This window comes from Advenella sp. S44 (assembly GCF_002810445.1).
GTDB lineage: Bacteria > Pseudomonadota > Gammaproteobacteria > Burkholderiales > Burkholderiaceae_B > Advenella.
In genome coordinates, this window is sequence record NZ_NEXS01000001.1 from 120390 (window position 1) to 132480 (window position 12091).

Genomic DNA, 12091 nt, shown 5'->3' on the forward strand with positions numbered 1-12091 from the left:
CTGCGATCTGTCTCTTGCCAGGATATGTCCCCTGTTTATCGAAAGCACACACTGCACGCATGGCCGCAGACGGCAACAGCAGGCTTGAATGCCTGGCTCCCAGTGGCGCCTTGTCGTTAGCGCAGCGCCAGTTGTAATTTTTCCATAAACTTGTCCGCTTTTTGGAAACCGACCACGCGATTGTCCGTCATTTCCTGACCGTTGCGATCAAAGAAAATAATGCCCGGCGGGCCGAACAGGCGAAAACGCTTGAGCAGCTCGCGATCCTGTTCATTGTTGGCGGTGACGTCAGCCTGTAATACCAGCATGGAATTTATGGCCCCGGCTACCCGGCCATCGGAAAAGGTAAACTTTTCCATCTCGTGGCAGGAGATGCACCAGTCGGCGTAGAAGTCCAGCATGACCGGTTTGCCAGCTGCGGCGATGCGCGCCTCAAGCTCGTCCAGTGATCGCACCCTTTCGAACCGGACTTTGGCAACGGTGCTCTGCTGCACCGCACCGTTTACCTGCGCAATCCCTTTGAGCGGGGACAGCGGATCCCGGCTGCCGGTTGCCAGGCCCACCAGCAACAGCAATGCCCACGCAGCGGCCAATAAGCCAAGCGCGCGCAACATAAGCCGCCACGGGCCGGCGCTGGAGACAGGACCTGTGTCACTGCGGAAAGCGCCCAGCAATACCGCCAGGCACATACTCAGAAAGGCCCATCCCAACATTTGCGCCCATAAAGGCAACACGGGCATCATCATCCACAACGCCGTAGCCAACAGCAGCAAACCGCAGAAATACTTGATGGCTTCCATCCAGGGCCCGGCCTTGGGCATAAGCGCGCCCGATGTCGCACCAAGGATCAGCAACGACGCACCCTGCCCCCAGGCCAGCACAAACAGGGCCAGGCCGCCCAGCAGCAAATTGCCGGTTTGAGAAATAAACAGCAGGATACCGGCCAGCGGCGCAGCAACGCAGGGGCCGCAAATAAGCGCCGACAACATGCCCATGCCGAATGCGCCGCCGTATCGCCCGCCGGGCATGCGCGACACTTTGTTATTCAATGATGTTTGCAGCGAGACCGGCATCTGTATGGTAAAGGCGCCGAACATGCCAATAGCCAGAACGATAAGCACCAGCGAGAAAGCGGAGAGCACCCACGGGTTTTGTATCCAGGCGGCCAGCACGGAACCGACTGACGCTGCCGCAATGCCCAGCATGGTGTACACCACGGCAGTGCCCAGCACATACATCAAGGTCAGTGCGAAGCCGCGTCCTTTGGAGGGAGCACCGCCACGCGCCTTCTGATCTCCCACGATGACTGACAACAAAATAGGCAGCATGGGCAGTACGCAAGGCGTAAACGAGAGCACCACGCCCAGGGCGAAACAGATCAGAAGAATACGCGCCAGCCCGGCCTCTGATAGCCATTGGGCGATGGTGGTATCGCCGGCATCGAACAGCGAGGCGGTGCCGGACTTGGCTGAAGCGGCCGCCGAAGCAGAAGCGTCACCGGTAGGCTGCTGGCCGGCCTGATCTGCAGCTTTGCCGGCGCCATCCTGGCCGGCAACGGCATCGGTGACATCGGCTGCGTTTGAAGACGCCTGCCCCTGCACCGTGTCAGATGCTTTATTGTCGGAAAGTGGCGTGCTAACCGTGCCAACCGGCGCAGCCCCGTTTTTGATGCCACTGGTGCCGCCCACAATGCTCAGTCCGCCGCCCGGCGCAGGCTCCAGCGCGATATCATAAGTTATGGGGGGATAGCACAGACCGGCATCGGCGCATCCCTGCCCCACCACCTGCAGCGTGAAGGGCTCGGTCTGCTTCAATAGCGGCAAGCGGATGCTGACCTGATCGTGGAACACTTCCATGTCCTTGTCGAAGGTCGGATCGTGCTTGACCTCGCCCTTCGGAAACACCGGTGTCCCCAGCAGCGCAGCGGCTTGGGTGCCGGCGGCATCGTCTTTGATATGGAATTCAAAGCGCTCACGATACATGTAGTATTTGGGCGCAATGCGATAATCAATCCGCAATTCGGACGGGGCCTGCATTTGCGCAGAAAAAACAAAAGCCTGCTCTGGATCCAGAAACTCTTCTTCTGCATGTACAGTAGGGCCGGCCACCAGCAACAACATGGCCATAAGCCCCAACAGCCACATAATGCGGCCCTTCAAATCCGACAACGTGAACACGCGACCTCTCTACACCGATGTTTGTGCCCGCACCCAATCCAGATACGGCACGTGCCCGCCTAGGACGGGCAGGATAATAATTTCAGGAACATCGTAAGGATGCAATTGCACAATCCGCTCCTGACAGCGCACACTGGCCTGACTGGAGGTCTTGATGGTAAGGGTAATTTCCTCTGTCCCTTCGACGTTCTCTTCCCACAAATAAATAGACAGACTGGCCGGACTTAAGTTCACACAAGCTGCCAGATGTTCTTCTACCAGCACATGCGCGATACGTTTTGCCAGCAGCGTATCGGGGACGGTGGTGTACATGACCACGCATTCAGTTGTCATTGGAAGCTCTCCTGGGTAGGGTGAAATTACTCCAGTTCCATCCCCTTGCGTTCGGGAATCAGGAACAGGGTCGCGATAATATCCAGTATATACAAGGACGCCAGTAACGCCAGGGCCACTTCAAAGGAGTACGCTGCCGCCAGCGCGCCGACCACGACCGGTCCGAAGCCGCCAATAGCCCGGCCGATATTGAACAGCACATTCTGTGCGGTGGCCCGGGCTGCCCGGGGGTACAGCTCGGAAATCAATGCCCCATAACCGCCAATCATACCATTGACAAAAACGCCCATCAGCGCGCCGCCCCACAACAACGCGGTCGGCGTCGTGAGTTGGGAATAGACGTAAACCATAATGACGGCGCCCGCCTGATAGAGCAGAAAACTCGGGCGGCGACCAATGCGGTCGGCCAGTTGTCCGAACAGCCAAATGCCCAGGCTCATGCCCAATACGGTCATTGCTGTCCAGCTGGCTGATTTGGTGAGCGAGTATCCGAACTGCGTGGACAGGTATGAAGGCATCCAGATCATCAGGCCGTAATAACCAAAATTCTGTACAGAACACAGGATGATCACCCCGATGCTGCGTCTTACGGTTTCCACGTCTGCCACCAGCAATCGCAATGGCGCAAGCGAAAATGAACGTGCAACCGGGGCAGATTTGACAAAGTGTTCAGGCTCTCCGATGTATGCGCGCACAAAAAACGAGACAATGGCCGGCAGCACCCCCACGGCAAACATACCGCGCCAACCGATAATGGGTAGCAATAGCGGCGTGAGCAACGCAGCGGCCAGTACACCGGCCTGCCAGCCCAGGCCGACATATGACGACACACGGGCGCGCTGCGAAGGACGACAGGCTTCGGTTGCCAGCGCCATGCCGATACCGAACTCCCCTCCCAGGCCCAGCCCGGCGACGGTGCGATAGACCAGCAGATCCCAGTAGCCCTGCGCCAGGGCGCACATGCCCGTAAAGACGGCAAATAGCAGAATCGTCCAGGTCAGAACCCGGACGCGCCCGTAAATGTCGCTAAGCAGGCCAAAGCCCACGCCACCGACCACGGCTCCAACCAACGTCCAGGTGACCAACGAACCGGCTTCGGTACTGGTCAGGCCCAGGCCCGCACTGACCGCAGACAGGATAAAACCCAGAATCAGCAGGTCGAATCCATCCAGCGCATAACCGATGGATGAAGCCCAGATGGCTTTTCTGGCATTTTTTTGATAGTCACGTTCTGCGGGCGCAGCAAGACCTGACACAGACGAAGCACGCATTGTTCGTTCCTGTTGGGGGGAAAGAAAAGGGGGGGAATTTTGCAGGCCTTATTGTAGCGCGGCGGCGACTGCCATGAATCTGAAAAAATCACTTAAGCGGAAAAGAGCGCAGTTCAGAGCGAAAAGTACTGTCTTTTTAGAACGGTATTTTTTTAGTCCCAGGCGGTTTTGGATTCGGCCAGCTATCAAAGGCCCATTCCACGGTACACCACGTTTGTTGCGAAAGTGTCCGGCTGATTACGCGCCGCTTCGGTGCCTACTAGGAAAGGGACCGACTGCGCCACGATTTGGCGCCTATTGTTTCCGGGACTGACTGGGCCCCTTTTTTAAACTTATTGCGCAAGATCGTGTTCGATCAGCATTCTGACATACCGGGTATACGGAATACCTTTGCCTGGCACAGGTGACGGCAGGACAAAACGCAAAAAAGCATCTGCCGAAACAGATGCCTTTTTGCTACCGGTGATGCAAGACCCCCGGCAAAGGAATACTACGACGCCCGCCGGTGCATGCACACCGACTGTCGACGATGGAATTTACGCCTTACTCGGCGTCAACCACTTCGTCGGCAACTTCAGGACGGTCAACCAGTTCCATAAATGCCATTGGCGCATTGTCGCCCTGACGGAAACCCATTTTCAGAACGCGGGTGTAACCACCGTTACGCTCTTTATAGCGAGGACCGATTTCGGCAAACAGTTTAACCACAGCATCGCGGTCGCGCAGACGGGCGAATGCCAGGCGTTTGTTGGCCAGGGTCGGCTCTTTGGCCAAGGTGATAAGGGGCTCGATGACACGGCGCAGCTCTTTGGCTTTAGGCAATGTCGTTTTGATCGCTTCGTGCTGAATCAGAGAGACAGACATGTTGCGGAACATCGCCAGGCGATGGCTGCTGGTACGGTTCAGCTTACGTAGACCACTACGGTGACGCATGATAATTTCCTTTGAATCTAAGTTAAAGACGGCTTATGCCATCTGTTTGACCGGTTCTTCTATCCTGCCATGACAGTTGTCATAACTGGCGGTCCGGTTGGTATAGGAACAGAATCGGAATACCCTATTTGAAATAGGATAAACCCGAAACCATCCGGTTCTTTTGGTCCCTTGCAGGAACCGGCAATTTTACAGCAAATACAAACTCAAGCTCATGTTGGCGGCAGCGTTTGAGATCTGCCGCCAACAGTATTGAACCTTAAGGACGCTCAAGTCCCAGTGGCGGCCAGCTTTCCAGCTTCATGCCCAGAGTCAAGCCGCGTGCAGCCAGTACTTCCTTGATTTCATTCAAGGATTTACGGCCCAGGTTAGGTGTTTTGAGCAGCTCGTTTTCTGTACGCTGGATCAAATCACCAATGTAATAGATATTTTCTGCCTTGAGGCAGTTGGCCGAGCGAACGGTCAGTTCGAGATCGTCAACAGGACGCAGCAGGACAGGGTCGATTTGCGGTACGCCGCGCACCGGTGTTTCAAACGTATCGCTGGCGCCTTCCAGTGCAGCAAAGACGGAAATCTGGTCCATCAGGATGCGGGCAGACTGACGCACGGCTTCTTCAGGAGAAATCACGCCGTTGGTTTCGATATCCAGAATCAGCTTGTCCAGGTCGGTACGCTGTTCAACACGGGCGCTTTCGACAGCGTAGCTGACGCGGCGGACCGGGCTGAAAGACGCATCCATCTGGATACGGCCGATGGTGTGTGAACGCTCATCGCTCAGTGCGCGCATATTGCCGGCGACATACCCACGACCCTGCTCGATCTTGATTTGCATCTCAAGCTTGCCGTTATCTGTCAGCGTGGCAATCACGTGATTCGGATTGATGATTTCTACGTCATGAGGCAGATCAATATCGCTGGCCAGTACCGGGCCAGAGCCGGATTTACGCAGCGTGACTGTCACTTCTTCACGATTGTTCAGTTTGAATACAATGCCCTTCAGGTTCAGAACGATGTCTACGACATCTTCACGCACGCCTGTCAGCGTAGAGTACTCGTGAACCACACCTGTGATCTGCACTTCGGTTGGCGCAAAGCCTGTCATGGAAGACAGCAGAATGCGACGCAGCGCGTTGCCCAGTGTGTGGCCATAACCACGTTCAAACGGTTCCATAACCACTTTGGCGTGGTTCTCGGTAACCGGTGTCACTTCAATGGAACGGGGTTTCAAAAAACCTTGAGACATAACTCTGTGTCCTTTTCAATACCCTCGGCTCGTTACACCGATAAGGCTGATGGATAAGATAAATATTGCTTGGATAAAACCGGGATTGCAAAAAACAGGAAACCGTCACGGTTTCCTGTTTTCATCACGCATTAACGTGAGTACAGCTCGACGATCATGGATTCGTTGATATCACGAGCGACATCAGCGCGATCCGGAGCCTGTTTGAACGTACCAGTCAGTTTGCTGGTGTCCACTTCGACCCACTGCGGCAGACCGTTGCCGGATGCCAGATCCATAGACTCTTTGATACGAGCCTGTGTTTTGGATTTCTCACGAACAGAGACAACATCACCGCTGCTAACCAGCATAGATGGAATGTCTGCCTTGTGGCCATTCAGTTCGATTGCACCGTGGGCAACCAGCTGACGGGCTTCTGCGCGTGTAGAACCGTAACCCATACGGTACACGACGTTGTCCAGACGTGACTCCAGCAACTGAATCAGGGTCTCGCCAGTGTTGCCACGGCGACGCTCAGCTTCAGCGAAGTATTTACGGAATTGCTTTTCAAGCACACCGTACATACGTTTCAGTTTTTGCTTCTCACGCAATTGCAGGCCGTAGTCTGAAGTACGGGCACCGGAGGTGCGGCCGTGCTGACCAGGTTTGGAATCAAGCTTGCATTTGGAGTCAAGTGAACGACGTGCGCTCTTCAGGAACAGATCAATGCCTTCGCGACGCGAAAGTTTGCATTTTGGTCCAGTATATCGTGCCATTATTTTCCCTTGCTAAATTAAATACGACGACGTTTAGGAGGGCGGCAACCGTTATGCGGGACTGGCGTGATGTCTGAGATACTGGAGATTTTGATACCCAGTGCATTCAATGCACGCACTGAAGATTCACGACCAGGACCTGGGCCCTTGATACGTACTTCCAGTGTTTTGATACCATATTCCAATGCTACACGGCCCGCTGACTCGGCTGCAACCTGCGCTGCAAAAGGCGTCGATTTACGTGAGCCCTTAAAGCCCGCGCCACCCGACGTCGCCCATGACAAGGCATTGCCTTGACGGTCAGTAATAGTGATGATTGTATTGTTGAAAGACGCATGAACGTGTGCAATACCGTCCGATACGACCTTTCTGATTTTTTTGCGTGCGCGTGCAGCGCCGCCAGAAGCTTTCGCCATAATCTACCCCGATTATTTCTTCAGTGATTGTGCTGAACGACGTGGGCCCTTGCGTGTACGTGCGTTTGTACGTGTGCGCTGGCCGCGAACGGGCAGACCACGTTTGTGACGCAGACCACGGTAGGTACCCAGGTCAATCAGACGTTTAATCGAAAGTTGTACTTCACGACGCAAATCACCCTCGACTGTGAACAAACCAATCTGTTCACGGATTTTTTCGAGTTCTGCATCTGTCAGGTCTTTCACTTTCTTGTCAAAGGCCACACCGGCTGATTCGCAGATTTTGCGAGAGCGAGTGCGTCCGATGCCAAAAATAGCGGTCAGACCGATTTCAGCATGCTGATGCGGCGGAATGTTAATGCCAGCTATACGGGCCATGTCTGTTCCTCGTTAAATCGATGCGCCGGGATTAACCCTGACGCTGCTTGTGACGTGGATCTGTACAAATTACTCGTACAACTCCGTGTCGTTTAATGATCTTGCAATGACGGCAGATCTTTTTTACCGATGCCATTACCTTCATGGTTGACTCCTAGTTTTGTTTCCACTTATTTAGAGCGGAAGACGATTCTTGCGCGTGAAAGGTCATAGGGCGTGAGTTCCACGGTTACCTTGTCACCCGGAAGAATCCGAATATAGTGCATTCGCATCTTGCCGGATATGTGGCCAAGAACCACATGTCCGTTTTCGAGCTTTACACGAAATGTTGCGTTCGGGAGGTTCTCGACAACCTCACCCTGCATTTGTATGACGTCATCCTTGGCCATGATCTATCTCATAGGTAAGCTCGAACCCTTAAAACTTGTCTTCTTGAGCAGCGAATCATACTGGTGGGACATCATATAGGCCTGTACCTGCGCCATGAAGTCCATAGTTACCACCACGATAATCAACAGCGAAGTGCCGCCAAAATAAAACGGTACGTTCTGCCACTGCATTCGAAGGAATTCGGGAACCAGACACACCAATGTGATGTAAATGGCACCAACCAGTGTCAGGCGCATCAAAATTTTGTCGATGTATTTTGATGTCTGCAGCCCCGGACGAATACCCGGAACAAATGCGCCGCTTTTCTTCAGATTGTCTGCTGTTTCCCGACTGTTAAATACCAGCGCAGTATAGAAAAAGCAGAAAAACACAATCAAGGCGGTGAATACCGTCACATACAACGGCTGACCAGGCTGCAATGCTGCTGCCGTGTCGCTTAACCAGCGCATGTTACTTGACTGCGAAAACCAGCTGGCAATGGTTGCCGGAAACAGGATGATGGATGAAGCAAAAATGGGAGGAATCACACCTGCCATATTCAGCTTCAGGGGCAGATGCGAGCTCTGACCGCCATAAACCTTGTTGCCGACCTGACGCTTGGCGTAGTTCACCGTAATCCGGCGTTGACCACGCTCAACAAACACCACCAGCGCTGTAATCGCTACCACCAGCACCAGAATAAACAGTGCGGACACCGTTCCGATCTGATTCTGGCTGACCAGCTCGAACATGCTTGCCAGAGCGGTTGGCAGACCGGCCACAATACCTGCAAAAATCAGGATTGAAATACCATTGCCAAGACCGCGCTCGGTAATCTGCTCACCCAGCCACATCACGAACATGGTTCCGGTTACCAGGGTGACCACAGTCGTGAAAACGAACATGGCGCCAGGTGAATTGACCAGATCCGGCTGAGCCTGCAGCGTGGCGGCAATACCAAAGGATTGCGCCAGTGCGAGCACGACCGTGCCGTAGCGTGTGTACTGGGTAATCTTGCGCCGGCCAGCCTCGCCCTCTTTCTTGATCGCTTCAAGAGAAGGCACAACGGAGCTGACCAGTTGCATGATGATCGATGCCGAAATATACGGCATGATCCCCAGAGCAAATACCGAGAAGCGCGACAGCGCGCCACCCGAGAACATGTTAAAGAGGCCCAGAATCCCGCCTGACTGTGAATTGAACAGCTGGCGCATGGCGTCGGGATTAATACCCGGCACCGGAATATGCGTACCCAGCCGATACACGACCAGAGCGAGAATCAGGAACACAAGACGCTGCCTGAGGTCGCCGTATTTTTTACCGCTACCTGCTTTTCCTGCTGCCTGTGCTTTAGCCACTTTTGCCCCTTTTACTCAGCGAGTGAACCACCAGCGGCTTCGATCGCTGCGCGGGCACCGGCTGTTGCTGTCAGGCCTTTTACGGATACTTTGCGGGAAAGCTCACCAGACTTGATGACTTTCACGTAACGTACCTGCTGACCAATAAAACCTTGCTGCTTGAGCACCTGAACGTCGACCTCGTCGCCTGTCAGCTTCTGCAGATCAGACAAACGTACTTCTGCATGCAGGTGCTGACCCAGAGGCGTAAAGCCGCGTTTTGGCAAACGACGTTGCAGGGGCATCTGACCACCCTCGAAGCCGACTTTATGAAAGCCGCCTGAGCGTGATTTCTGACCTTTGTGTCCACGGCCGGCGGTTTTACCAAAGCCTGAACCAATGCCGCGACCTACACGACGCTTGGTGTGCTTGCTACCTTCAGCGGGGGACAATGAGTTGAGTTGCATTTCGGACATCTCTATTCCTTTACGATAGGCTTCAGGCTTCCGAAACGGACACGAGATAATCGACTGTGCGAATCATCCCGCGAACTTCCGGTGTATCCACCAGCACACGGCTGCTGTTTACTTTACCCAAACCCAAACCGCGCACTGTATCGCGGTGACTTTGTTTGGTGCCGATAACGGACCGAACAAGCGTGACTTTAATTTGCTTCTTCTGTGCCATCATTTACCCCAGAATCTCTTCGACGGACTTGCCGCGCTTGGCTGCCACCTCGGACGGTGTCAGGCAGGCGTTCAGACCGTTCAGTGTTGCGCGTACCAGGTTGTACGGATTGCTTGAACCCAGGCTCTTGGCAACCACGTTACGTACACCCATCACTTCGAAGATGGCGCGCATTGGACCGCCGGCGATCACCCCGGTACCTTCGGCAGCCGGTGAAATCAGAACGGTAGATGCGCCATGCTTACCCACGACGGTGTGGTGCAGTGTACCGTCATTCAGGGCAACACGAACCATGCCGCGACGGGCCTGTTCCATTGCTTTCTGAACTGCGACGGGCACTTCGCGTGCTTTACCTTTACCCATGCCGATGCGGCCATCGCCATCACCAACGACTGTCAGCGCTGCGAAGCTCATTGTGCGACCACCTTTAACAACCTTGGTCACACGATTAACCGCAATCATCTTCTCGCGAAAACCGTCATCGCGTTCTTGCTCAGGGGCGTTTTTGCCTTGTGCTTTTGCCATTTGACAATTCCTCGATTAGATCTTGAGGCCGGCTTCACGCGCGGCTTCGGCCAGCGCCTTGACGCGGCCATGGTAACGGAAACCGGCACGGTCGAATGCTACAGATTCGATACCCGCTGCCTTGGCTTTCTCGGCAACCCGTTTTCCAACAATGACGGCTGCCTCAACGTTGCCACCATTTTTCTTGCCTTCGGCCAGTTCCTTGCGGACTTCAGGCTCGAGCGTAGAAGCGGTTAACAACACCTTGTCGCCTTCCGGCGAAATAACGTTTGCGTAAATGTGAAGATTCGAACGGTGAACTGCCAGACGGTATGTACCGAGTTCTGCAATTTTCCGACGAGTCGCCACTGCACGACGCAAACGGGATAATTTTTTGTCCATGATATATCCTTGCCTGCGCTATTATTTCTTCTTGGTTTCTTTCATGACGACGCGTTCGTCAGCATAACGAACACCTTTGCCTTTGTAAGGCTCTGGTGGACGATAGGCGCGGACTTTCGCGGCAACCTGGCCAACAGCCTGCTTGTCGAAGCTCTTCAGAACGATTTCGGTCTGGGTAGGGCATTCGGCTTTCACGCTTTTTGGCAGCGGGTGCATGATGTCATGCGAGAAACCAAGTTGAAGCTTGAGTGAATCTCCCTGAACCTGGGCACGGTAACCCACGCCGATCAGATTCAGACGACGTTCGAAACCCTTGCTGACGCCGGTAACCATATTGTTTACCAGAGCACGCAGAGTGCCGGACATTTCTTTTGCGTGACGTGAATCATCAGCCACGGTGAAAGAGATCTTGCCGTCGTCCAGCTTGAGTGCGACTTCGCCGCCCAGTTGCTGGTTCAGTTCACCCAAAGGGCCTTTAACATGAATGTTGTTGTCCGTGATGTTAACTTCAACACCTTTAGGGACTTCAACAGGATATTTTGCTATACGTGACATATTCTTCTCCTTATGCCACGTAACACAGAACTTCGCCGCCTACGCCTTCATGACGGGCCTTGCGGTCTGTCATGACGCCACGCGAAGTGGAGACGATGGCTACACCCAGACCGTTCATCACCTGAGGGATGGCAGTACGGCCTTTGTAGATGCGCAGTCCAGGTCGTGATACGCGGTCAATGCGTTCAATCACGGGACGTCCCGCGTAATATTTCAGTGAAATTTCAAGCTCGGGCTTGGCTTTTTCACCTTTGATTTCAAAGCTCTCGATATAACCTTCTTCTTTCAGCACGGCGGCAATAGCCACTTTCAGCTTAGAGGAGGGCATCGATACCGAGACTTTCTCGACCTGCTGCGCGTTACGGATACGCGTCAGCATATCGGCGATTGGATCGCTCATGCTCATAATTTATTCTCCTACCAGCTAGCCTTGGTCATACCGGGCACTTCTCCGCGCATTGCCATCTCGCGCAGTTTGTGACGGGTCAAACCAAATTTGCTGAACACGCCACGTGGGCGTCCGGTAATAACGCAACGGTTACGCATACGGGTTGGGTTTGCATTACGCGGTAATTGCTGTAATTTCAAACGTGCGTCGTAGCGCTCTTCGTCGGATTTCGATGTGTCGTTAATGATCGCTGTCAGTGCTGCACGTTTGGCTGCGAATTTCTCAACCAGTTTGGCGCGCTTGATATCGCGATTGATGAGTGAAAGTTTTGCCACGTCATCGC

The 12091-nt window shown here is 54.0% G+C and carries 18 protein-coding genes; all 18 read right to left on the minus strand.

Annotation, left to right across the window (positions count from 1 at the left end; all coding sequences use genetic code 11):
• Positions 1-116 precede the first annotated feature (116 nt).
• Positions 117-2177 (minus strand): protein-disulfide reductase DsbD, encoded by a 2061-nt coding sequence (gene dsbD / locus CAP48_RS00520; RefSeq protein WP_153045640.1) that lies wholly within the window; start codon positions 2175-2177, stop codon positions 117-119.
• Positions 2178-2186: 9 nt separating this feature from the next.
• Complete coding sequence (gene cutA / locus CAP48_RS00525) at positions 2187-2510, minus strand: divalent-cation tolerance protein CutA (RefSeq protein WP_100694085.1); 324 nt, start codon at positions 2508-2510, stop codon at positions 2187-2189.
• Between the two features lie 26 nt (positions 2511-2536).
• On the minus strand, positions 2537-3781 hold the full coding sequence (locus CAP48_RS00530) for an MFS transporter (protein ID WP_100694086.1): 1245 nt from the start codon (positions 3779-3781) through the stop codon (positions 2537-2539).
• Between the two features lie 543 nt (positions 3782-4324).
• Complete coding sequence (rplQ, locus tag CAP48_RS00535) at positions 4325-4714, minus strand: 50S ribosomal protein L17 (protein WP_014752483.1); 390 nt, start codon at positions 4712-4714, stop codon at positions 4325-4327.
• Positions 4715-4973: 259 nt separating this feature from the next.
• Positions 4974-5957 (minus strand): DNA-directed RNA polymerase subunit alpha, encoded by a 984-nt coding sequence (rpoA, locus tag CAP48_RS00540; RefSeq protein ID WP_100694087.1) that lies wholly within the window; start codon positions 5955-5957, stop codon positions 4974-4976.
• A 131-nt stretch (positions 5958-6088) separates the two neighbouring features.
• Entirely contained in the window at positions 6089-6712 is a 624-nt protein-coding gene (gene rpsD / locus CAP48_RS00545) for a 30S ribosomal protein S4 (RefSeq protein ID WP_014752485.1), read from the minus strand.
• Between the two features lie 17 nt (positions 6713-6729).
• On the minus strand, positions 6730-7128 hold the full coding sequence (gene rpsK / locus CAP48_RS00550) for a 30S ribosomal protein S11 (RefSeq protein ID WP_014752486.1): 399 nt from the start codon (positions 7126-7128) through the stop codon (positions 6730-6732).
• 12 nt (positions 7129-7140) lie between these two features.
• Positions 7141-7506 (minus strand): 30S ribosomal protein S13, encoded by a 366-nt coding sequence (gene rpsM, locus CAP48_RS00555; protein ID WP_100694088.1) that lies wholly within the window; start codon positions 7504-7506, stop codon positions 7141-7143.
• Positions 7507-7537: 31 nt separating this feature from the next.
• Positions 7538-7651: a 50S ribosomal protein L36 gene (gene rpmJ / locus CAP48_RS00560; RefSeq protein WP_024004065.1), complete on the minus strand. Its 114-nt coding sequence runs from the start codon at positions 7649-7651 to the stop codon at positions 7538-7540.
• A gap of 25 nt (positions 7652-7676) precedes the next feature.
• Positions 7677-7895 carry a translation initiation factor IF-1 gene (infA, locus tag CAP48_RS00565; protein ID WP_014752489.1) on the minus strand — a complete coding sequence of 73 codons (219 nt, stop codon included), beginning with the start codon at positions 7893-7895 and terminating at the stop codon, positions 7677-7679.
• 3 nt (positions 7896-7898) lie between these two features.
• Positions 7899-9233, minus strand: a complete 1335-nt coding sequence (gene secY / locus CAP48_RS00570; RefSeq protein WP_100694089.1) for a preprotein translocase subunit SecY — start codon at positions 9231-9233, stop codon at positions 7899-7901.
• An 11-nt stretch (positions 9234-9244) separates the two neighbouring features.
• Entirely contained in the window at positions 9245-9688 is a 444-nt protein-coding gene (rplO, locus tag CAP48_RS00575) for a 50S ribosomal protein L15 (protein ID WP_100694090.1), read from the minus strand.
• Between the two features lie 22 nt (positions 9689-9710).
• Positions 9711-9899 carry a 50S ribosomal protein L30 gene (rpmD, locus tag CAP48_RS00580; RefSeq protein WP_014752492.1) on the minus strand — a complete coding sequence of 63 codons (189 nt, stop codon included), beginning with the start codon at positions 9897-9899 and terminating at the stop codon, positions 9711-9713.
• A gap of 3 nt (positions 9900-9902) precedes the next feature.
• Positions 9903-10424, minus strand: coding sequence for a 30S ribosomal protein S5 (gene rpsE, locus CAP48_RS00585; RefSeq protein ID WP_100694091.1), 522 nt, complete (start codon positions 10422-10424; stop codon positions 9903-9905).
• A 15-nt stretch (positions 10425-10439) separates the two neighbouring features.
• Complete coding sequence (gene rplR, locus CAP48_RS00590) at positions 10440-10805, minus strand: 50S ribosomal protein L18 (protein WP_014752494.1); 366 nt, start codon at positions 10803-10805, stop codon at positions 10440-10442.
• A gap of 21 nt (positions 10806-10826) precedes the next feature.
• Complete coding sequence (rplF, locus tag CAP48_RS00595; protein WP_100694092.1) at positions 10827-11360, minus strand: 50S ribosomal protein L6; 534 nt, start codon at positions 11358-11360, stop codon at positions 10827-10829.
• Positions 11361-11370: 10 nt separating this feature from the next.
• On the minus strand, positions 11371-11766 hold the full coding sequence (gene rpsH, locus CAP48_RS00600; RefSeq protein ID WP_100694093.1) for a 30S ribosomal protein S8: 396 nt from the start codon (positions 11764-11766) through the stop codon (positions 11371-11373).
• Between the two features lie 11 nt (positions 11767-11777).
• Positions 11778-12083 carry a 30S ribosomal protein S14 gene (rpsN, locus tag CAP48_RS00605; RefSeq protein ID WP_014752496.1) on the minus strand — a complete coding sequence of 102 codons (306 nt, stop codon included), beginning with the start codon at positions 12081-12083 and terminating at the stop codon, positions 11778-11780.
• Between the last annotated feature and the right edge of the window lie 8 nt (positions 12084-12091).

Coding starts and splice junctions, on each gene's coding strand:
- cutA (WP_100694085.1), bottom strand. CDS start 2,510: ATGACAACTGAATGCGTGGTCATGTACACCACCGTCCCCGATACGCTG.
- CAP48_RS00530 (WP_100694086.1), bottom strand. CDS start 3,781: ATGCGTGCTTCGTCTGTGTCAGGTCTTGCTGCGCCCGCAGAACGTGAC.
- rplO (WP_100694090.1), bottom strand. CDS start 9,688: ATGTCCGAAATGCAACTCAACTCATTGTCCCCCGCTGAAGGTAGCAAG.
- infA (WP_014752489.1), bottom strand. CDS start 7,895: ATGGCCAAGGATGACGTCATACAAATGCAGGGTGAGGTTGTCGAGAAC.
- rpsM (WP_100694088.1), bottom strand. CDS start 7,506: ATGGCCCGTATAGCTGGCATTAACATTCCGCCGCATCAGCATGCTGAA.
- rpsH (WP_100694093.1), bottom strand. CDS start 11,766: ATGAGCATGAGCGATCCAATCGCCGATATGCTGACGCGTATCCGTAAC.
- rplQ (WP_014752483.1), bottom strand. CDS start 4,714: ATGCGTCACCGTAGTGGTCTACGTAAGCTGAACCGTACCAGCAGCCAT.
- rpsK (WP_014752486.1), bottom strand. CDS start 7,128: ATGGCGAAAGCTTCTGGCGGCGCTGCACGCGCACGCAAAAAAATCAGA.
- rplF (WP_100694092.1), bottom strand. CDS start 11,360: ATGTCACGTATAGCAAAATATCCTGTTGAAGTCCCTAAAGGTGTTGAA.
- rpmD (WP_014752492.1), bottom strand. CDS start 9,899: ATGGCACAGAAGAAGCAAATTAAAGTCACGCTTGTTCGGTCCGTTATC.
- rpoA (WP_100694087.1), bottom strand. CDS start 5,957: ATGTCTCAAGGTTTTTTGAAACCCCGTTCCATTGAAGTGACACCGGTT.
- rplR (WP_014752494.1), bottom strand. CDS start 10,805: ATGGACAAAAAATTATCCCGTTTGCGTCGTGCAGTGGCGACTCGTCGG.
- rpsD (WP_014752485.1), bottom strand. CDS start 6,712: ATGGCACGATATACTGGACCAAAATGCAAACTTTCGCGTCGCGAAGGC.
- rpsE (WP_100694091.1), bottom strand. CDS start 10,424: ATGGCAAAAGCACAAGGCAAAAACGCCCCTGAGCAAGAACGCGATGAC.
- rpmJ (WP_024004065.1), bottom strand. CDS start 7,651: ATGAAGGTAATGGCATCGGTAAAAAAGATCTGCCGTCATTGCAAGATC.